At 69.1% G+C, this 18035-nt stretch carries 20 protein-coding genes; 11 read left to right on the top strand and 9 right to left on the bottom strand.

Translation table 11 applies throughout. The features are described from left to right. Window positions 1-39: 39 nt before the first annotated feature. A complete protein-coding gene (locus QTI17_RS04490) occupies window positions 40-822 on the bottom strand; it encodes an SDR family oxidoreductase (protein WP_353506689.1) in 783 nt (260 codons plus the stop codon). Between the two features lie 121 nt (window positions 823-943). Between QTI17_RS04490 and QTI17_RS04485 the strand changes: the two genes are divergently transcribed. Then, window positions 944-2638 carry an electron transfer flavoprotein-ubiquinone oxidoreductase gene (locus tag QTI17_RS04485; RefSeq protein WP_286531397.1) on the top strand — a complete coding sequence of 565 codons (1695 nt, stop codon included), beginning with the start codon at window positions 944-946 and terminating at the stop codon, window positions 2636-2638. Window positions 2639-2655: 17 nt separating this feature from the next. On the opposite strand, the gene QTI17_RS04480 is transcribed toward QTI17_RS04485, so the two are convergent. From QTI17_RS04480 to QTI17_RS04465, 4 genes are read right to left on the bottom strand one after another with little or no spacing between them, the layout of a single operon-like run. Then, window positions 2656-2949 carry a type II toxin-antitoxin system RelE/ParE family toxin gene (locus QTI17_RS04480; RefSeq protein WP_286531395.1) on the bottom strand — a complete coding sequence of 98 codons (294 nt, stop codon included), beginning with the start codon at window positions 2947-2949 and terminating at the stop codon, window positions 2656-2658. Next, window positions 2946-3209 (bottom strand): type II toxin-antitoxin system ParD family antitoxin, encoded by a 264-nt coding sequence (locus QTI17_RS04475; protein WP_286531393.1) that lies wholly within the window; start codon window positions 3207-3209, stop codon window positions 2946-2948. Before QTI17_RS04475 ends, QTI17_RS04480 begins: the two co-directional genes overlap by 4 nt. Window positions 3210-3250: 41 nt before the next feature. After that, complete coding sequence (gene cysE / locus QTI17_RS04470; protein WP_286531391.1) at window positions 3251-4024, bottom strand: serine O-acetyltransferase; 774 nt, start codon at window positions 4022-4024, stop codon at window positions 3251-3253. Between the two features lie 32 nt (window positions 4025-4056). Further along, a complete protein-coding gene (locus QTI17_RS04465) occupies window positions 4057-4827 on the bottom strand; it encodes an RNA methyltransferase (RefSeq protein ID WP_286531389.1) in 771 nt (256 codons plus the stop codon). A gap of 105 nt (window positions 4828-4932) precedes the next feature. Here QTI17_RS04465 and QTI17_RS04460 point away from each other — a divergent pair, with 105 nt between their 5' ends. The 3 genes from QTI17_RS04460 to QTI17_RS04450 are packed head-to-tail and all read left to right on the top strand — an operon-like array spanning window position 4933 to window position 9262. Continuing rightward, window positions 4933-5961 carry an inositol monophosphatase family protein gene (locus QTI17_RS04460; RefSeq protein WP_286531387.1) on the top strand — a complete coding sequence of 343 codons (1029 nt, stop codon included), beginning with the start codon at window positions 4933-4935 and terminating at the stop codon, window positions 5959-5961. Next, window positions 5961-8195 carry an FUSC family protein gene (locus QTI17_RS04455; protein WP_286531385.1) on the top strand — a complete coding sequence of 745 codons (2235 nt, stop codon included), beginning with the start codon at window positions 5961-5963 and terminating at the stop codon, window positions 8193-8195. Before QTI17_RS04460 ends, QTI17_RS04455 begins: the two co-directional genes overlap by 1 nt. After that, complete coding sequence (locus QTI17_RS04450) at window positions 8192-9262, top strand: mechanosensitive ion channel family protein (RefSeq protein WP_286531383.1); 1071 nt, start codon at window positions 8192-8194, stop codon at window positions 9260-9262. The genes QTI17_RS04455 and QTI17_RS04450 overlap by 4 nt, the downstream gene beginning before the upstream one ends. Window positions 9263-9277: 15 nt before the next feature. Here QTI17_RS04450 and QTI17_RS04445 read toward each other — a convergent pair whose 3' ends face one another. Continuing rightward, window positions 9278-9778: a MarR family winged helix-turn-helix transcriptional regulator gene (locus tag QTI17_RS04445; RefSeq protein ID WP_286531381.1), complete on the bottom strand. Its 501-nt coding sequence runs from the start codon at window positions 9776-9778 to the stop codon at window positions 9278-9280. Between the two features lie 81 nt (window positions 9779-9859). On the opposite strand from QTI17_RS04445, the gene QTI17_RS04440 reads away from it, so the two are divergent. The 3 genes from QTI17_RS04440 to QTI17_RS04430 are packed head-to-tail and all read left to right on the top strand — an operon-like array spanning window position 9860 to window position 13157. Continuing rightward, a complete protein-coding gene (locus QTI17_RS04440; protein ID WP_286531380.1) occupies window positions 9860-10840 on the top strand; it encodes a Bug family tripartite tricarboxylate transporter substrate binding protein in 981 nt (326 codons plus the stop codon). Between the two features lie 29 nt (window positions 10841-10869). Next, window positions 10870-11835 carry a Bug family tripartite tricarboxylate transporter substrate binding protein gene (locus QTI17_RS04435; RefSeq protein ID WP_286531378.1) on the top strand — a complete coding sequence of 322 codons (966 nt, stop codon included), beginning with the start codon at window positions 10870-10872 and terminating at the stop codon, window positions 11833-11835. A 5-nt stretch (window positions 11836-11840) separates the two neighbouring features. Further along, window positions 11841-13157 carry a sulfatase family protein gene (locus tag QTI17_RS04430; RefSeq protein ID WP_286531376.1) on the top strand — a complete coding sequence of 439 codons (1317 nt, stop codon included), beginning with the start codon at window positions 11841-11843 and terminating at the stop codon, window positions 13155-13157. A 22-nt stretch (window positions 13158-13179) separates the two neighbouring features. Here the strand turns inward: QTI17_RS04430 and QTI17_RS04425 are convergent, their stop codons facing one another. Further along, entirely contained in the window at window positions 13180-13401 is a 222-nt protein-coding gene (locus QTI17_RS04425; RefSeq protein ID WP_286522757.1) for a hypothetical protein, read from the bottom strand. 159 nt (window positions 13402-13560) lie between these two features. Here QTI17_RS04425 and QTI17_RS04420 point away from each other — a divergent pair, with 159 nt between their 5' ends. The 3 genes from QTI17_RS04420 (at window position 13561) to QTI17_RS04410 (ending at window position 15616) form a co-directional block, all read left to right on the top strand. Next, complete coding sequence (locus tag QTI17_RS04420) at window positions 13561-14148, top strand: PadR family transcriptional regulator (protein ID WP_286531374.1); 588 nt, start codon at window positions 13561-13563, stop codon at window positions 14146-14148. After that, window positions 14145-14978, top strand: coding sequence for a siderophore-interacting protein (locus tag QTI17_RS04415; RefSeq protein WP_286531372.1), 834 nt, complete (start codon window positions 14145-14147; stop codon window positions 14976-14978). Before QTI17_RS04420 ends, QTI17_RS04415 begins: the two co-directional genes overlap by 4 nt. 128 nt (window positions 14979-15106) lie before the next feature. Next, window positions 15107-15616 (top strand): hypothetical protein, encoded by a 510-nt coding sequence (locus QTI17_RS04410; RefSeq protein ID WP_286531370.1) that lies wholly within the window; start codon window positions 15107-15109, stop codon window positions 15614-15616. A 315-nt stretch (window positions 15617-15931) separates the two neighbouring features. On the opposite strand, the gene QTI17_RS04405 is transcribed toward QTI17_RS04410, so the two are convergent. Next, the gene (locus tag QTI17_RS04405; protein WP_286531369.1) at window positions 15932-16141 is read right to left on the bottom strand and encodes a hypothetical protein; all 210 of its coding nucleotides are present in this window, start codon (window positions 16139-16141) and stop codon (window positions 15932-15934) included. A gap of 95 nt (window positions 16142-16236) precedes the next feature. On the opposite strand from QTI17_RS04405, the gene QTI17_RS04400 reads away from it, so the two are divergent. Continuing rightward, window positions 16237-16488 carry a hypothetical protein gene (locus tag QTI17_RS04400; RefSeq protein ID WP_286531367.1) on the top strand — a complete coding sequence of 84 codons (252 nt, stop codon included), beginning with the start codon at window positions 16237-16239 and terminating at the stop codon, window positions 16486-16488. Between the two features lie 10 nt (window positions 16489-16498). On the opposite strand, the gene gnd is transcribed toward QTI17_RS04400, so the two are convergent. Beyond that, a complete protein-coding gene (gene gnd / locus QTI17_RS04395) occupies window positions 16499-17920 on the bottom strand; it encodes a decarboxylating NADP(+)-dependent phosphogluconate dehydrogenase (protein WP_286531365.1) in 1422 nt (473 codons plus the stop codon). Window positions 17921-18035: the final 115 nt, after the last annotated feature.

The raw sequence follows: 18035 nt of genomic DNA, 5'->3' as shown, positions 1-18035 counted from the left end.
CGGCCAGCCCGGCGGCGACGCCGGCGAGCGCACGGGGCGTCAGAGCGCGAACCCGTCGTCGGCCGCGATCACGGCGCCATTGACGAAATGGCTCTGGCTGCTGGCCAGCAGCACGATCAGCCCGTCGAGGTCCTCGGGCTTGCCGACCCGCTTGCGCGGCAGCATGCCGACCAGCTTCTGGCCACCGTCCGTGACCCAGTGCTCCTCGTTGAGCTCGGTGGCGATATAGCCCGGGCACAGCGCATTGACGTTGATGCCGAAGCGGCCCCACTCGAGCGCCATGGCCTTGGTCATCTGCACCAGCGCCGCCTTGCTCATGCAGTAGACGCCGATCTGGGGCAGCACCTTGAGCGCCGCCACCGAGGCGATGTTGATGATGCGCCCGCCGACGTAGGTGCCCGGCGCCGCCCCCTGGGCGCGAGCCAGCATGCGCTTGCCGATCTCCTGGGCGACGAAGAAGGAACCCTTGACGTTGGTGTCGAAGATGAAGTCGTAGTCGTCGACCGACACATCCTGCAATCGCCGGGTGTGGCTGACGCCGGAGTTGTTGACCAGCACGTCGATCGGCCCGACCTCGGTCTCGGCCCGCGCCACCGCCGCCTTGATGCTGCCGAGGTCGGTGACGTCGAGTTCGACCACGTGGGCGTCGCCGCCCTCGCCTTCGATGCGGGCGCGCAGTTCCTTCAAGCGGTCGGTGTTGCGGCTGGCCAGCACCACGGCGGCGCCGGCGCGCGCCAGCGTCTTCGCGAACTGGGCGCCGAGACCGGTCGACGCGCCCGTGACGAAGGCGACGCGGCCGGAAAGATCGATGCTGTAAGCCATGGGAAAAGCTCCTGTGGGAGTCGCCGAGGCGACGCCCCGGAGCGCGGGCGGGTGACGCATAAAATGGCCCGGCCCGCCGCGGTGCCTCGCACCCTCAAACCATTATCGACGAGACCCCCACATGACGAATGACGAAATCCTCGCCCAGTTCGGACCCCGCGAATCCATGGAATACGACGTGGTCGTGGTCGGCGCCGGTCCCGGCGGCCTGGCCACAGCGATCCGCCTGAAGCAGCTGGCCGCCTCGCACGGCAAGGACATCTCCGTGGTGGTGCTCGAGAAGGGCTCCGAGCCCGGCGCGCACATCCTTTCGGGCGCGATCATGGATCCGCGCGCGCTCTACGAGCTGCTGCCCGACTGGGAAGAGCTCGGCGCGCCCCTGAACCAGCCGGTCACGCGCGACACCTTCCTCATGATGACCGAGACCGGTGCCACCCGGACGCCCAACTTCATGCTGCCGAAGAACTTCCACAACGAAGGCAACTACATCGTGAGCCTGGGCAACGTGGTGCGCTGGCTGGCGCAGCAGGCCGAGGCGGCTGGTGTCGAGATCTTCGCCGGTTTCCCGGCGGCCGAGGTGCTCTACACCGACGACGGCAAGGTGCGCGGCGTCGCCACCGGCAACCTCGGCATCGGCAAGGACGGCGAGCCGACCGAGAACTTCCAGCTCGGCATGGAGCTGCACGCCAAATACACCATCTTCGCCGAGGGCGCGCGCGGCCATCTGGGCCGCCAGCTGATCGCCAGGTACAAGCTCGACGACGGCAAGGACCCGCAGAGCTACGGCATCGGCATCAAGGAGCTGTGGGAGATCGACCCGGCGCGCCACGAGCCCGGCCTGGCGGTCCACACGGCCGGCTGGCCGCTGCCCTCGGACACCTATGGCGGCTCCTTCCTGTACCACGCCGAGAACAACCAGCTGATCATCGGCTACGTGGTCGGGCTCGACTACCAGAACCCGTACATGAGCCCGTTCGAGGAGTTCCAGCGCTTCAAGACCCATCCCAACATCCGCTGGTACTTCGAAGGCCAGGACAAGGGCCTGAAGGCGCCCAAGCGGCTGAGCTACGGCGCCCGGGCGATCACCGCGGGCGGCCTGCTGTCGCTGCCCAAGACCGTGTTCCCGGGCGGCGCGCTGGTCGGCTGCGAGGCCGGCTACCTCAACGCCAGCCGCATCAAGGGCAGCCACGCCGCGATCAAGACCGGCATGCTGGCCGCCGAGGCCGCCTACGAGGCCGTGATGGCCGGCCGCCAGCACGACGAGCTTTCGGCCTACCCGGCCGCCTTCGAGAAGAGCTGGCTGCGCACCGAGCTCAACAAGGCGCGCAACTTCAAGCAGTGGTTCAAGAAGGGCCTGGCGGTCGGCACGGTGATGACCGGCATCGAGCAGCTGGTGCTGCGCGGCCACATTCCGTGGACCATCCACCGCCACCAGCCCGACAACGAGCGGCTCAAGCCGGCCGCCCAGTCCAAGAAGATCGCCTACCCGAAGCCCGACGGCAAGCTCACCTTCGACCGGCTCTCCTCGGTGTTCATCAGCAACACCAACCACGAAGAGAACCAGCCCGCGCACCTGACGCTGAAGAACGCCGCGGTGCCGACCACCATCAACCTGCCCGAGTACGCCGGCCCCGAAAGCCGCTACTGCCCGGCCGGCGTGTACGAGTTCGTGCCGGATGCCGAGGGCAAGGAAAAACTGCAGATCAACGCCCAGAACTGCGTCCACTGCAAGACCTGCGACATCAAGGACCCGACCCAGAACATCGTCTGGGTCACGCCGGAAGGCGGCGGCGGGCCCAACTACGTGGGGATGTAACGCGGGAGGGCGTCTCGCTATTCGCGGAACTGGGCCTGGATGTCCCGTGCGCCGTGCAGGATCCGCACGATCAGCAGAAAGTCATCCTGCGATTGAAAGAAGATCACGTAGCGACCATGCGCGCAGGAGCGCAGCCCTTCGGCAAGCTCCTGCCTTGGCCGATACGCCTGCGGACTGGATGCAATCTTCTGGCAGTGGTCGCGCAGCTCCGCGACGAAGCTCAAGGCTCGGCGAGGGTCGTCCAGCGCAATATAGTCGCCGATGGCTTCGAGATCCGCCTGCGCGAGCCGCGTGAAGGCGACACGCGTCACGCCTTGCCGCTGGCGCGGGCCTTGTACTTGGTCTCGAGCCGAGTGAACACCTTCTCGGCGTCCTCGCCCACGCCGCCGTCCAGACCTGCCCTGATGGCGCTTCTGAGTTCGGCCAGCTTCAAGTCATTGAGCCGCTCCTGATCCTCGAGCAACCGCAAGCCTGCACGCACGACTTCGCTGACATTGTTGTAGCGGCCGGCTTCGACCTGCTCGCGAATGAACGACTCGAAATGGGGGCTTAGGGCAACACTGGTCGGCATAAGATCTCACATAACAGTTACTAACTATTATGGGAGATTCTTCATTTCCCCACCAACTGCGTCAGCCGCTCGGCTTCGAAGCACTCGTCCCGGGCCGCATCGCCCGGCACGCAGTCCTTCTTGCCGGGCTGCTTCGACAGCGCCTCGATGGCCTGCCAGAGCAGCGCGATCTGGTGCTCCTGGCCGGCGGCGTTGTCGATCAGGCCGCGCATCGCGAGCGACAGCGGGTCATCCTCCAGCGTGATGCCGTAGGCCGAGAACTTGCCCTCGGTGCCCGTGACATCGGCGCTGGTGTCCGATTTCGACGGGATGATGCGCGCCGGGATGCCCACCGCCGTGGCGCCCGCGGGCACCGGCTTGATGACCACCGCGTTGCTGCCGATCTTGGCGCCGTCGCCCACAACGAAGCCGCCGAGCACCTTGGCGCCGGCGCTGACCACGACGTTCTTGCCCAGGGTCGGATGCCGCTTGGTGCCCTTGTAGAGCGAGGTGCCGCCCAGGGTCACGCCCTGGTAGATGGTGCAGCCGTCGCCGATCTCGGCGGTCTCGCCGACCACCACGCCCATCGCATGGTCGAAGAACACACGGTCGCCGACGACCGCGCCGGGATGGATCTCGATCCCCGTCAGCCAGCGCGACACCTGCGAGACGAAGCGGCCGATCCACTTGAGCCCATGGCCCCAGCACCAGTGCGCCAGCCGATGCAGCGCCACCGCATGCAGGCCCGGGTAGAGGGTCAGCACCTCCCAGCGCGTGCGGGCCGCCGGGTCACGGTCGAGGATGCACTGGATGTCGGAGCGCAGGCGCGAAAACATGCTTTGTCGTTATATCGATAGGGGCTGAAAGTCTAAGCCGCCGGGTCTTCGCGCACGGCGGATGGGGTTTTCGGGGTGCCCGGGCGCCCCTGGGCCGCTTCGGTCATGGCCTTGGCGATGCCGCGCAGGATGTGGATTTCTTCCGGCGTCGGCCGGGCCCGGTTGAAGAGCTGCTGCAGCCGCGGCATCAGCTTCTTGGGCGCCTCGGGGTCGAGGAAGCCGATGTCGACCAGCGACCGCTCCCAGTGGTCGAGCATGCCGGCCACCGCCCGGGCGTCGGCCGCGGTCGGCGCCGGGGTGGCGTCGCGCACCCCGTAGCCGCCCAGCGCCAGCCGCCACTCGTAGGCGATCACCTGGATCGCGGCGCCCAGGTTCAGCGAGCCGAATTTCGGGTCGGTGGGAATGCTGAGCGCGACGTTGCAGCGGTAGACGTCCTCGTTGCGCATGCCGAAACGCTCCGAGCCGAACAGGAAGGCCACGTGCTGCGCCTCGCCGCCGGCCAGCGGCTCCAGGTGCTCGCGCGGCGTCCGGGTGGGCGGGCCGAAGTCGCGCGGGATCATCGCGGTGGCGCACAGGTGGGTGACGCCGTCGAGCGCCTCGTCCAGCGTCTCGACGATGCGGGCGTTGTCGAGCACGTCGAGCGCCCCGCTGGCGCGCTGGATGGTCTCCTCGCGCCGCAGCACGTTGGCCCAGCGTGGCGCCACCAGCACCAGGTCGTCGAAGCCCATGGTCTTCATGGCGCGGGCGGCGGCGCCGACATTTCCGGCATGGCTGGTCTGGATCAGGATGAAGCGGGTGCGCATGGCTGCGGGTAAAATCCCATGATTCTCGCCGCCCGCATCGCCGGGCCGCTTTTCAGGGGGCCGCCGCATCAACCGATCGCCCCTTTTCCGTTCTTCACACAATTCATGTCGTCCCCCAACCTGCACCCCATGCTCAACGTGGCCGTCAAGGCCGCCCGCGCCGCCGGCGCCATCATCAATCGCGCCGCGCTCGACGTCGAAGCGGTGCGCATTTCGCAGAAGCAGGTGAACGACTTCGTCACCGAAGTCGATCATGCGAGCGAGCGAGCGATCATCGAGACGCTGCTCACCGCCTACCCGGGGCACGGCATCCTGGCCGAGGAATCGGGCACCGAGCACGGCGCCAAGGATTCCGACTACGTCTGGATCATCGATCCGCTCGACGGCACCACCAACTTCATCCACGGCTTTCCGGTCTACTGCGTGTCGATCGCGCTCGCGGTGCGCGGCAAGATCGAGCAGGCGGTCATCTACGACCCGAGCCGCAACGACCTGTTCACCGCCACCAAGGGCCGCGGCGCCTTCATGAACGAGCGCCGGATCCGCGTCAGCAAGCGCACCCGCCTCAACGAATGCCTGGTCTCGACCGGCTTCCCGTTCCGAACCGGCGACAACTTCAAGCAGTACCTGGCCATCATGGCCGACCTGATGCCCCGCATGGCCGGCCTGCGCCGCCCGGGCGCCGCGGCGCTCGACCTGGCCTATGTCGCGGCCGGCTTCACCGACGGTTTCTTCGAGACCGGCCTCAACATCTGGGACGTGGCGGCCGGCTCGCTGCTGGTCACCGAGGCCGGCGGCCTGATCGGCAATTTCACCGGCGAGCCCGAGTTCCTCGACCAGCGCGAATGCCTGGCCGGCGCCCCGCGCATCTACGGGCAGCTGGTGCCGCTGCTGGCCAAGTACTCCAAGTTCGCAGGCCTCGACGACAAACTGCGCGCCAGCGACCGGATGCGCGCGGTCGACCCTTCGGCCCAGGGCGGCGACACCTACGCCCGCAGCACCATCGACGCCACGCCGGCCGCGGCGCCCGAGACCGAGCCGGCCGCGGACGCGGCGCCGGCACCGCGCAAGCTCACGCGCATCCGCCGCGAAGTCCCCGTGGCGCCCGCCGAGGGCGACGCCGCCGCGAAGTGATGGAGGCGCCCCGCGCGGCCGCCGTCCGCAGCCGTGCCGCCCTGCGCGTGGCGCTGGGCCACTACATCGCCAACGGCATCTCGGTGGCCTTCGGGCTGCTGCTGATCTCCGGCGGCGTCCACCTGGTGCTCGGAACCCTCGCGGCGTCGGCCGCCTCGGTCGGGGTCATCGTGACCGCACCGCCCGATCTGCCCGCCCCCCGCCGCGGCAAGCTGCTGCAGATGCTGCCGGCGCCGCTGATCGGGCTGCCGCTGTTCTTCCTGGTGCAGCTGCTGCACGCCAAGCCGCTCGAACTCGGCCTGCTGCTGGTTCCGGCCACCTTCCTGGCCTTCGTGGCGATGGCCTGGGGCAAGCGGGGCATCCCGATCGCGATCGCCGTGATGTTCTCGATGATCTTCTCGATGGCGACGCCGAAGCCCGACGACATGGCCGAGGCGGTGCAGCGCACGCTGTATTTCGGCCTCGGCGCCGGGCTCTACGTGATCTACGCGGTGCTCGCCAACCTGGCGCTCAACGCCCGCTACCGGGTGCAGGTGATGGCCGACCTGCTGCTCTCGCTGGCCGCCCTGATGCGGACCGAGGCGCGCCAGTTCACGCCCCGCGACGACTCCGGCGACATCCGCGAGGTGCCGGCCTCGCTGCTCGGCCAGCTGCTGCGCGAACAGGCCGCGCTGGCCGACCTGCTGCAGGCGGCGCGCGACATCGTTCTCGAATCGCCGCGCACGCCCTACCGGCAGCGCCTCGCCGGCATGCTGATGACGGTGCTCGAACTGCGCGACCTGCTGCTGGCCAGCGAGCTCGACCTCGACGCCCTCAAGACCCATCCCGGCCATGCGGCGGCGCTGGTCGAGATGCGCCGCATCCTGGAGGCCCTGGCCGCCGACACCGCGGCGCTGGCCGACGCCCTGCTGCTCGGGCGCCCGCCGGCCACGGTGCCCGACCGCCGGCGCGAGCTGACGGCGATCCACCTCGACGAGGACCCGGCGCGCCCGCGCAGCTACACCGGCCCGACGCCGGCGATGCTGGCGCGCGGGCTGGCCAGCCGCATCGGCCACATCAACGACGAGGTGCTGCGCCTGTCGGCGCTGGCGCGCGGCGAGCGCGAGCCCGACCTGGCGGTGGTGCGGGCCAGCTGGCAGATGTTCGTGAGCCCGACCGAATGGTCGCTGCGGCCCTTTCTCGCGCTCTGGCGCTGGGACGCGCCGCCGCTGCGCCATGCAATTCGCGCCGCATTGGCGATCGCGGCCGGCTACGGCATCGCGCTGGCCCTGCCCTGGGGCTCGCACGACTACTGGATCCTGCTGACCATCGTGGTGGTGCTGCGCGGCAGCCTCTCGCAGACCCTGGAGCGGCGCAACAGCCGCGTGGCCGGCACGCTGCTGGGCTGCGTCTTCGCGGTGGCGCTGCTGTCGGCCCATCCGTCGCCGCTGACGCTGCTGGCCGCCATGACGCTGGCGCAGGCGATCGCCCACGGCTTCGCGGTGCGGCGCTACCTGATCACCGCGGTGGCGGCCACCGTGCTGGGCCTGGTCCAGGCCCACATGCTGAACACCGGCATGAGCACCACCTTCGCGCTGTTCGAGCGCGTCGCCGACACCCTGATCGGCGCTGCGCTGGCCTGGGCCTTCTGCTACGTGCTGCCGTCCTGGGAGCGCGGGCAGATCCCGGCCCTGGTGGCGCGGGTGCTCGGCGCCCAGGCGCGGCACGCGCGGCTCGCGCTGGGGCTGGGCCAGCTGCGCTCGGTCGGCGTCAGCCCCGAGCTCGAATGGCGGCTGGCCCGGCGCGAGGCCTACGACAGCCTGTCGGCCCTGGTGCAGGCCACGCAGCGCTCGCTCTCGGAGCCGCGCGCGGTGCGGCCCCCGCTGGAGCCGCTCGAGCACCTGCAGGCCCACAGCTACCAGCTGCTGGCCCAGCTGAGCGCGGTCAAGTCGATGCTGGTGCTGCGGCGCGACCGGCTGACGCCGGCCGAGATCGAAGGCCCGCTGGCCCGCACGGCCCAGCGCATCGAGGCCAGCATCGGCGCCGCACCCACCAGCGGCCCGGTGATGCCCGAGGGCGCGCCCGCCACCACGCTGGCCGGCCCGATCCCCCTGCCCGACCCCTTCGACAACGACGTCACGCCATGGCTGCTGCGCCGGCTCGATCTGGCAACCGGCATCGCCGCCCAGCTGCGCGACGACGCGGCGCGCATCCTGCAACCCGCCGCCGAGGACAGCCCCCAGACCGCCTCATGATGACGACCTTGCTCGCCTATCCGTGGTCCGCCCCGCTGCTCGCGGCCTTGCTGGCGGTGCCGCTGGCGCTGCTGGGCCACCGCCTCGCCGGCCTGGTGCTCGAACGCCTCACCCGCTCGGTGCCGACGCTTCACGCGACCCTGCTGGCGATCAAGCGGCCGGCGCTCTTCGTGCTCCCGCTGGTGGCGCTGCAGCTGGTCTGGCAGGCCGCGCCCGACGACCTGCGCTTCGTCGGCAACGTGCGCCACCTCAACGGCCTGGCGCTGATCGGGGCGGCGACCTGGCTCGCCGTGCGGGCGGTCAGCGGCTTCGCCGAAGGCATGGTCAGGCAGCATCCGTCGGACGTGCGCGACAACCTGCAGGCACGCCGCATCCTGACCCAGGCGCGGGTGCTGGCGCGCACCGCCAACACGGTGCTGGTGGTGGCCGGGGCGGCGTTGATGATGATGACCTTTCCGGGCGCGCGCCAGGTCGGCGCCAGCCTGCTGGCCTCGGCCGGCGTGATCGGCATCGTGGCCGGCCTGGCCGCCAAGCCGGTGTTCAGCAACCTCATCGCCGGCCTGCAGATCGCGCTGGCGCAGCCGATCCGCATCGACGACGTGCTGGTGGTCGAGGGCGAATGGGGGCGGGTCGAGGAGATCACCGGGACCTTCGTCGTGCTGCGCATCTGGGACGACCGCCGGCTGATCCTGCCGCTCACCTACTTCATCGAGAAGCCGTTCCAGAACTGGACCCGGCACGACTCTCAGCTGCTCGGCTCGGTCTTCGTCTACGCCGACTACGGCATGCCGCTGGCGCCGCTGCGCGCCGAGGTCGAGCGCATCGTCAAGGCGTCGCCCGAATGGGACGGCCGCTTCTTCAACCTGCGCGTGACCGACGCCACCGAACGCACGATGCAGATCCGCGTGCTGTGCACCGCGGCCTCGTCGGCGCTGGCCTTCGACCTGCGCTGCACGGTGCGCGAGGGACTGATCGCCTTCATGCAGCGCGAGTACCCGCAGTTCCTGCCGCGGATGCGGATCGAGGGCGACGACGCCCGCCCGGCGGTGCCGGCGGCGCAGCCCTGAGGCGCGGCATCCGGCTCAGCCGCTGCCGGCGCCGCGCCGCGATCGGTCGGCTTTCGGCAGCACCGCCTCGCCGGCCATGCGTTCGGCTTGCGCCTGCAAGCGCCGGAGCGCATCGTCCAGGCGGGTGGCGGTTTCCTCGTCCAGTGTCCCCAGCAGGTCGGCGTTGATCCGCGACACCAGCGGAAACAGCTCGTCGTACAAGGCCTGCCCGCTCGCCGTGAGGCCGAGCAGTACCTGCCTTCGATCGCCCGCCGGGTGCGTGCGCGACAGCAGCCCCTTGGCGACCAGCGAGCCCACCGCCTTCGAGGTCCGGGCCCGATCGAGCTGGGCATGCCCGGCCAGCTGCGAAGAGCTCAGCTCGCCGCGGCTGGCCAGCGTGGCGATCAGCCGCCACTCGCGCCGCGTGATGCCGAAGCGCCCTTCGCACAGGCGGATGACCATGCTGCCGCCGACCGCGATCAGGCGCGACAGGCGGTACAGCAGCAGGTCGTCCAGGGGTCGGCGTGGCGCGCTCATCTAGTGGTAAATCCTTGGAATGGTTGATTAGAACAATCGAATGGCACGACTCTAAAGTCGATCCAAAGGAGACACGCACCCATGCACCACGCATTCGACCGCCGCCGCGCACTCGCGGCCCTGGGCGGCCTGGCACTGGCGCCCCTCGCTCGCGCCCAGGCATTCACCCCCGGCCAACCGATCAAGGTCCTGATCGGCGTGCCGGCCGGCGGCACGCAAGACGTGCTGACCCGCGCCATCGCCCACGAGGTGCGCGATTCGCTCGGCCCGCTGATCATCGACAACCGCTCCGGCGCCGCCGGCCGCATCGCGGCCGAGGCGGTGAAGAACGCCGCGCCCGACGGCCGCACGCTGCTGCTCGGCACCGCCAGCATGATGGCGATGTTCCCCAGCGCCTACCGCAGCCTCTCGTACGACCCGATCAAGGACTTCATCCCGATCGTCAATGCGGCCCGCTTCGAGCTCGCGCTGGTGGTGAGCAAGGACGTGCCGGCCAGCACGCTGGCCGAGTTCATCACCTGGGCCAGGGCGCAGGGCGACAAGCTCAGCTTCGGCTCGTACGGCGCGGGCACCCCCTCGCACTTCCTCGGCGAGATGCTCAATCGCTCGGCGGGGCTGAAGATGGTCCATGTGCCGTATCGCGGCTCCACGCCGGCGCGGCAGGACGTGATGGGGGGCCAGATCCCGGTGTATTTCGACACCGTCGGCGGCGCGCTGCAGATGCAGCCCGGCGGCCGCGTGAAGGTGCTGGCGACCAGCGGCGAGAAGCGCTCGCCGCTGATGCCCGACCTGCCGACCTTCACCGAGGCCGGCCTCAAGGACGTGGTTGCGACCGCCTGGTTCGCCTACTACGCGCCGCTCAAGACGCCGCAGCCGATCGTCGACAAGCTGCGCGCCGAGTTCACCCGCGCGGTCAATTCGCGCGAGGTGCGGCAGCAGCTGCTGCAGAACGGCATGTACCCGGTGGGCGATGGCCCCGAGGCCTTGTTGAAGACAATGCGCGAGGACACCGCCCGCTGGGGCGGAATCATGAAGGCCGTGAACTTCCAGGCCAACGACTGACCCTGACCTTGCCTCGCATCGGAGCTCCCATGTTTTCTCGTCGATTCTTTCCCCGCCTCGCCGCCGCTCTCGCCCTGGGCACCGTGGTGCTCGGCGCACAGGCCCAGGCCCTCGAAGGCGGCCCGCTGCACATCGTGGTCGGCTATGCGGCCGGCGGCGCCACCGACCGCGTGGCCCGCATCGTCGGCGACAAGCTGCAGGCCAGGCTCGGCGTGCCGGTGATCGTCGACAACAAGCCCGGCGCCGGCGGCCGGCTGGCGGCGCAGCAGGCCAAGGCCACGCCGGCCGGCCAGAACGTGCTGATGCTCGCCAATCCGGCCGTGATGGTGGTGGCGCCGCTGGTCTTCAAGGACAACGGCTACGACGCCGAGCGCGACTTCGTGCCGGTCTCGCACGTCAACGACTACGAGTTCGCGCTGGCGGTATCGACCGCGGTGCCGGTGCGCGAGTTGTCGCACCTGCTGGCCTGGATGCGGGCCAACCCCGAGAAGGCCAACTTCGGCGTGCCCGCCACCGGCAGCCTGCCGCACTTCTTCATGATGGGCGAGAAGGCCAAGGTGCGGGCCGAGGTGGTCGGCTATCGCGGCTCGGGCCCGCTGCTGACCGACCTGATCGGCGGCCAGGTGCCGATCGCCTTCGACACCTTCGACGTCGACCTGCCGCAGCACCAGGCCGGCAAGATCCGCATCCTGGCGGTTTCGGGGGCCAAGCGCTCGCCCTTCGCGCCCGAGATCCCGACCTTCAAGGAGGCCGGTCTCGACCTGGTCGCCACCGGCTGGAACACCTTCTTCGCGTCGGCGACCATGCCGAAGGACAAGGTGGCGCGCCTGTCGCAGGAAATCCGCGAAGTCATGCAGGACCCGGACACCCAGCGCCGCTTCAAGGACACGCTGATGACGCCAGTGGTCAGCACGCAGGCCCAGACCGAGGCCATGCTCAAGGCCTACCGCGCTCAATGGGCGCCGGTGGTGCAGAAATCCGGCTACCAACCCTGAACCCCATGCAACGACCCAACATCATCTTCATCGTGGCCGACGACCTCGGCCATGCCGACCTCGGCTGCTACGGCGGCCGCGATGCCGAGTTCGGCCCGGTCTCGCCGGTACTCGACGGCCTGGCGGCCAGGGGCATCCGCTTCACGCAGGGCTATGCCAACTCGCCGGTGTGCTCGCCGACCCGCTTCGCGATGATCACCGCGCGCTACCAGTACCGCCTGCGCGGTGCCGCCGAGGAGCCGATCAACAGCAAGAGCCGCGGCAGCGCCACCCTGGGCCTGCCGGCCGACCACCCCACCCTGCCCTCGCTGCTGCGCGGCGCCGGCTACCGCACGGCGCTGGTCGGCAAGTGGCACCTGGGCTATCCGCCCAACTTCGGTCCGCTGCGATCGGGCTACGAGGAGTTCTTCGGTCCGATGTCGGGCGGCGTCGACTACTTCACGCACTGCGATTCGAGCGGCCGGCACGACCTCTGGTCGGGCGAGGAGGACTGCCCGCAGGAGGGCTACCTCACCGACCTGCTGTCGCGGCGCGCGGTCGACTACGTCGAGCGGATGGCGCAGCAAGAGGCGCCCTTCTTCCTGAGCCTGCACTACACGGCGCCGCACTGGCCCTGGGAAACCCGCGACGACGCGGCCAAGGCGCCGGCGGTGAAGGACAACCTGTTCGACCTCTCGGGCGGCAACATCCACACCTACCGCCGGATGATCCACCACATGGACGAGGGCATCGGCTCGATCATGGCCGCTCTCGAAAAGCACGGCATCGCCGACAACACGCTGGTGGTCTTCACCAGCGACAACGGCGGCGAACGCTTTTCCGACAACTGGCCGCTGGTGGGCGGCAAGATGGACCTGACCGAGGGCGGCATCCGGGTGCCGTGGATCGCGCATTGGCCGCAAGGCATCAGGGCCGGCGGCGTGACCGCGCAGCAATGCATGACGATGGACTGGTCGGCGACGATGCTCGCCGCCGCAGGTGTCGCGGCCGACCCGCGCTACCCGCTCGACGGCGTGTCGCTGCTGCCGGTGCTGCGCGACGCCGGCAAAACCTTCGCGCGGCCGCTGCACTGGCGCATGAATCATCGCGGCCAGCGCGCGCTGCGCGACGGCGACTGGAAATACCTGCAGGTCGACGGCAACGAGTACCTGTTCAACATCCCGGCCGACGAGCGCGAGCGGGCCAATCAGGCAAAGAAGGAACCGGAGCGCCTGGCCGCGATGCGCGCCGACTGGCTGGCCTGGAACGCCACCATGCCGCCGATCCCGGAGGATGCGACGGTGAGCCTGGGCTATTCGGTCAAGGACATGCCGCAGCGCTGAGCCAGCGCCGGGCCGCCCTGCATCAGCTGGCCTGGTAGCGCTGCTGGGGGCGCTGGGCCGATGCGCGCAGGAAGCGCACGGTCTGCGCGAATGCCGAGAGGCCGGCGCCGAGGCGCTTCAGCAGCGGCATGAACACCGACGGCTCGTTGCGGCTCAGGTGGCTGGCGTCGTCGTTGGCCAGCTCGCGTTCGAAGGTGTCGGTGAACTTCGGATTGCGGGGGAAATAGGCGTTGGAGTGGGTCATGGGCGCCATTTTAAGGGTTTACCCTAGATTTCAAGTGCTCCCTGTCCCGACAACCCCGCCGAATCCGGGCCTCTGTCACGAATGCCCGGGATGCATCTTGACTTCGATATCATTTAGATATATCTTTTCTAAAATAGATAACGAATTCAAGGACACACCATGCGAGATTGCAGACACTTTCTACACGGCAGCCGGCGCGCTGAACACGCCGACGGGCTCGGCGGCGGCGGCCGGGCCGAAGCGGGCGAACACCGCGGCGGGCGCGGCGGCGGCCGGATCTTCGGCCACGGCGGGCTGCGCTTCGTGCTGCTGCAGCTGATCGCCGACAAGCCGAGCCACGGCTATGAACTGATCAAGGCCATCGAAGAGCGCCTCGGCGGCCGCTACAGTCCCAGCCCCGGCATCGTCTACCCGACCCTGACACTGCTCGAGGAACTGGGCTGTGTCAGCGTCGATGCCGCCGACGGCGGCGGGCGCAAGCGCTACAGCGTCACCGCGGGCGGCCTCGACTACCTCGCCGCCCATCGCGCGACCGTCGACGAGATGATGGCCCGCATGGCCGGCGGCGTCGACGGTGCCGGCCCGCGCGCCGGCCGTCCGCCACAGGTCGTTCGCGCCATCGAGAACCTCAAGCTGGCGATGCGGCTGCGCCTCGCCGGCGCCCCCCTCACCGAACAACAGGCCCACGAATTCGCCGCGGTGCTCGACCACGCCGCCCAACAACTGGATCGCATCGGAACCTCATGAACGACACCTCCATCGCTTCGTCCACCCCCGACCGTCTGCCTCGCCGCTTGCGCCACGACCTGCGCTTCCGCAAGCTCGAAGTCCGTCGCGTGCAGCGCCTCACGCCGCACCTGATCCGGATCACGCTCGGCGGCGACGAGCTCGCCGGATTCACGAGCCCGGGCTTCGACGACCACGCCAAGGTCTTCTTTCCCGATGCCGCGACCGGACAACTCACGGTGCCCACGACCGGCCCCGAAGGCCCGGTCTGGCCGCCCGGACCGAAGCCGGCCATGCGCGACTACACGCCGCGCCGCCACGATGCCCAGGCCGGCACGCTCGAGATCGACTTCGCGCTGCACGATGCCGGTCCGGCCACGCAATGGGCCGAAGCGGCCCGGCCCGGCGACGTGGTCGGCGTCGGCGGCCCGCGCGGCTCCTTCATCATCCCGACCGCCTTCGACTGGCACCTGCTGATCGGCGACGACACGGCGCTGCCCGCGATCTCGCGCCGGCTGGCCGAACTGCCCGCCGGCGCGCGCGCCGTGGTGCTGGCCGAAGTCGACAGCGAAGCCGACGAAATCTCCTTCGACACCCAGGCCGCCCTCGACCTCCAGTGGGTGCACCGCCGCGGCGCGGAGCCGGGCACCGGATCGCCGCTGCTCGATGCACTGCGCCGCCTGACCCTGCCCGAAGGTGACTTCCACGCCTGGGTGGCCTGCGAGTCCAGCGCCGCCAAGGCCCTTCGCGCCCATCTCGTGGGCGAGCGCGGCGCCCACCCGAAATGGGTCAAGGCGGCCGGCTACTGGCGCCGCGGCGCCGCCGCCACGCACGACACCCACGAGGACTGAGCGCCGGCGGCTCTCCCCCAAACGCGCTATGCCGCGCAGCCGTTTGACGATGACGGCTCATGGTCCCAAAATTCAAGAAACTGAGTACTTTGGAATTAGGCGGCGCGTGCGCCGAGGGAGTTGAACCGATGAGCACCGGACCTGCGCACTGGCAGATATTGATCGCCGTGCTGACTGGCGCGCTGCTGTTGGCCCTGATGTGGGCATGGCGACGGGTCGCTGGTCGCCGCGAAATGGAACGCCGCATCGAGGCCGCGAGGGTTCGTTCCGGCCATGTGCCGCTGGAAATCCCGACCGTGCGCGGCGGGACCAACCCCTCGGGCGACTCGGTGCCCGACACGCTGCCCGAGTGGTTCATCCAGGGCAAGGGCGAACACGCGATCGTCGACGAGACGCCGCGCATCCGGGTCCGGTACTTCGATGGCCAGGACCGGAAGATCGAGTGCATCCTGCAGGTCGACCAGCTCGACCTTCAGAAGAAGATCATCGTCGGCCACGGCGAACTGCCGGGCGACACGCGGCGTTTGCCGCTGCACCGCATCGCCTCGGCGCGCATCGCCGAATCGGGCCAGCGCTTCAACATCGACACCTGGGTCGAGGCTGTCCGCGTGGCCCGCCGCCGGCGCGGCCAGGCCTGAGCGGCAACCTTCGGCCGACTCTGCGCCTCCTGCAGGCCGTCAGGGCGTGCCGCCTTGCTGGGGCTTCGGCTCCGCCACCGGCGGCGGCGCGCCGGTGCCGGGTACGCGGGTCCGCTGGCAGATCATCCGGCCGGTCTGCCGGTCCCAGTGGCAGGCCCGTTTGGATTGGGTCGCCGGTGGGGTCGAAGGCTCCGCCGACCATGCAAGGCCAGCGAAGACGACGGCACCGAAAAGAAGGAGTGGTTGGAGTTGCTTCACGCCGGCAGCTTACTGCAGCCCTCGTGCCTTGCCTCATCATTTCTTGGGAGTGGCTCGTCAGGCCCTGCGGATGCCGCCGGCGCCCGCCGGCTCGGAACGCGGCGCCCGCTTCGCCGGCTTCCTCGGCCCCAGCTGCTGAACGAGGCTCACTGCCGTCGGCAGAGGCGTCTCGAGGATCCGGGCCATGCCACGCGCGAAGCGCTCGCAGCCGGCGTCGAACTCGGCGACGGCCTGGAGGTATTCACGGCGGGCGGACTTCTTGCTCATGACCCGGAAGGTAGCGCAAAAGGCCGACCCTCGCCGTGTTCATTCCGAAGCAAAATGTCACCGGCCCGAGCCACCTACTCTTGAAGGGGATCGACGTGAAGAACGAGATGTCGCTCGCGCAGTTGCGTGGCCAGTTCATCGCCGGCAACGTCCTGCTCGAAAGTCTTCTGCAGTCATTGCCGGTGGAAACGCTGCGCACGCTGTATGCGCGGCACGAAAGCAACGCCCGGGAGGTCGCGGACGCGCTCCGGCGTGCGAACCGCTCGCAGGAAGAACTGGACGCCTACAACGACTTCACATTGAACAACCAGGTCGTGATCGGCCGCATCTGGCGCAATTCGGCTTAGAGCCGCAGGCTCAGCCGATCACCTCGGGCCATTCGGTATGGAAGAACCGGCCTTCGGGCTGGTCGGTCCGCTCGTAGGTGTGGGCACCGAAGAAGTCGCGCTGCGCCTGCAGCAGGTTCGCCGGCAGACGCTCGGTGCGGTAGCTGTCGTAGTAGGCCAGCGAGGCGCTGAACGCAGGCACCGGGATGCCGTTGCCGACCGCCAGCGCGACCACTTCGCGCCAGTTCTGCTGGGTGCGGTTCAGCAGGTCCTTGAAGAAGGGGTCGAGCATCAGGTTGCCGAGCGCGGGGTCGGTGCGAAAGGCGTCGGTGATGCGGTTCAGGAATCGGGCCCGGATGATGCAGCCGCCGCGCCAGATCGCCGCGATGCGGCCGAGGTCGAGGCCCCAGTCCTTCTTGTCGCCCATGGTCTTGATGAGATCGAAGCCCTGGGTGTAGCTGATGACCTTCGACGCATAGAGCGCATCGTGGACCTTGGTCACCAGCGCCTTCTTTTCCAGCGACAGCGCGATCTTCGGGCCCTGCAGCAGCCGGCTGGCCGCCACGCGCTGCTTCTTCTGCGACGACAGCACGCGGGCCTCGACGGCGGCGTTGATGGTGCTGATGACCACCGCGTTCTCGGCGGCATTGATCAGCGTCCACTGGCCGGTGCCCTTCTGGCCGGCCTTGTCGAGAATGACGTCGACGATCGGCTTGCCGGTCTCCGGGTCTTTTTGTCCGAGCGCCTTGGCGGTGATCTGGATCAGATAGCTTTGCAGCTCGCCCTCGTTCCATTCATCGAAGATCGCGGCCATCTCGTCGGTCGTGAAGCCGGCCGCCTTGAACAGGCTGTAGGCCTCGCAGATGAGCTGCATGTCGCCGTATTCGATCCCGTTGTGGACCATCTTGACGTAGTGCCCGGCGCCGCCCGGCCCGATGTGGATCACGCAAGGCTCGCCGTCCACCTTGGCCGCGATGCTCTCGAAGATCGGCTTCATCACTTCCCAGGTGGAGAGCGGTCCGCCCGGCATGATCGACGGCCCCTTGCGCGCTCCTTCCTCGCCGCCCGACACGCCGGCGCCGATGAAGCGCAGGCCCTTGCCCGCGAGGTAGGCATCGCGGCGCTCGGTGTCGGTGTAGAGGCTGTTGCCGCCGTCGATGACGATGTCGTCCTTGTCGAGCAGCGGGATGAGTTGCTCGATCACCTGGTCGACCGGTGCGCCGGCCTTCACCATGATCTGGATCTTGCGCGGCCGAGCCAGGCTCTGGACGAAGTCCTCGAGCGTCTTGGCGCCGACCAGCTTCTTGCCGGGGTTGGCGGCGACGAAGGCCTCGGTGGTGGCCTCGGTGCGGTTGTAGACGCTGACCTGGAAGCCGTGGCTTTCCACGTTCAGCACCAGGTTCTGGCCCATGACGGCCAGGCCGATCAATCCGAAATCGCTTTTGTCGTTCATCTGTAGATTCTCCGGCCCATCGCGAAATGGCGCTGGCGGTGCAATTGATACAGATTGTGCGCACGAGTCGGGCCTCGGCGTGTCCGTGCCGGCTTGTGGTGGCCATCGATGATTT

Origin of the sequence: Variovorax sp. J31P179 (assembly GCF_030316985.1) — a bacterium.
Classification (GTDB): domain Bacteria; phylum Pseudomonadota; class Gammaproteobacteria; order Burkholderiales; family Burkholderiaceae_C; genus Variovorax; species Variovorax ginsengisoli_B.
Note: the sequence above shows the minus strand (reverse complement) of the source record. Positions and strands in the feature narration are given on the sequence as shown.

What these genes read in the sequence shown, in the direction of transcription:
- QTI17_RS04485 (WP_286531397.1), top strand. Translation starts at nt 944, where the DNA reads ATGACGAATGACGAAATCCTCGCCCAGTTCGGACCCCGCGAATCCATG.
- QTI17_RS04435 (WP_286531378.1), top strand. Translation starts at nt 10,870, where the DNA reads ATGTTTTCTCGTCGATTCTTTCCCCGCCTCGCCGCCGCTCTCGCCCTG.
- QTI17_RS04460 (WP_286531387.1), top strand. Translation starts at nt 4,933, where the DNA reads ATGTCGTCCCCCAACCTGCACCCCATGCTCAACGTGGCCGTCAAGGCC.
- QTI17_RS04420 (WP_286531374.1), top strand. Translation starts at nt 13,561, where the DNA reads ATGCGAGATTGCAGACACTTTCTACACGGCAGCCGGCGCGCTGAACAC.
- QTI17_RS04410 (WP_286531370.1), top strand. Translation starts at nt 15,107, where the DNA reads ATGAGCACCGGACCTGCGCACTGGCAGATATTGATCGCCGTGCTGACT.
- QTI17_RS04445 (WP_286531381.1), bottom strand. Translation starts at nt 9,778, where the DNA reads ATGAGCGCGCCACGCCGACCCCTGGACGACCTGCTGCTGTACCGCCTG.
- gnd (WP_286531365.1), bottom strand. Translation starts at nt 17,920, where the DNA reads ATGAACGACAAAAGCGATTTCGGATTGATCGGCCTGGCCGTCATGGGC.
- QTI17_RS04430 (WP_286531376.1), top strand. Translation starts at nt 11,841, where the DNA reads ATGCAACGACCCAACATCATCTTCATCGTGGCCGACGACCTCGGCCAT.
- QTI17_RS04465 (WP_286531389.1), bottom strand. Translation starts at nt 4,827, where the DNA reads ATGCGCACCCGCTTCATCCTGATCCAGACCAGCCATGCCGGAAATGTC.
- QTI17_RS04440 (WP_286531380.1), top strand. Translation starts at nt 9,860, where the DNA reads ATGCACCACGCATTCGACCGCCGCCGCGCACTCGCGGCCCTGGGCGGC.
- QTI17_RS04450 (WP_286531383.1), top strand. Translation starts at nt 8,192, where the DNA reads ATGATGACGACCTTGCTCGCCTATCCGTGGTCCGCCCCGCTGCTCGCG.
- QTI17_RS04405 (WP_286531369.1), bottom strand. Translation starts at nt 16,141, where the DNA reads ATGAGCAAGAAGTCCGCCCGCCGTGAATACCTCCAGGCCGTCGCCGAG.
- QTI17_RS04415 (WP_286531372.1), top strand. Translation starts at nt 14,145, where the DNA reads ATGAACGACACCTCCATCGCTTCGTCCACCCCCGACCGTCTGCCTCGC.
- QTI17_RS04475 (WP_286531393.1), bottom strand. Translation starts at nt 3,209, where the DNA reads ATGCCGACCAGTGTTGCCCTAAGCCCCCATTTCGAGTCGTTCATTCGC.
- QTI17_RS04425 (WP_286522757.1), bottom strand. Translation starts at nt 13,401, where the DNA reads ATGACCCACTCCAACGCCTATTTCCCCCGCAATCCGAAGTTCACCGAC.
- cysE (WP_286531391.1), bottom strand. Translation starts at nt 4,024, where the DNA reads ATGTTTTCGCGCCTGCGCTCCGACATCCAGTGCATCCTCGACCGTGAC.
- QTI17_RS04455 (WP_286531385.1), top strand. Translation starts at nt 5,961, where the DNA reads ATGGAGGCGCCCCGCGCGGCCGCCGTCCGCAGCCGTGCCGCCCTGCGC.
- QTI17_RS04490 (WP_353506689.1), bottom strand. Translation starts at nt 822, where the DNA reads ATGGCTTACAGCATCGATCTTTCCGGCCGCGTCGCCTTCGTCACGGGC.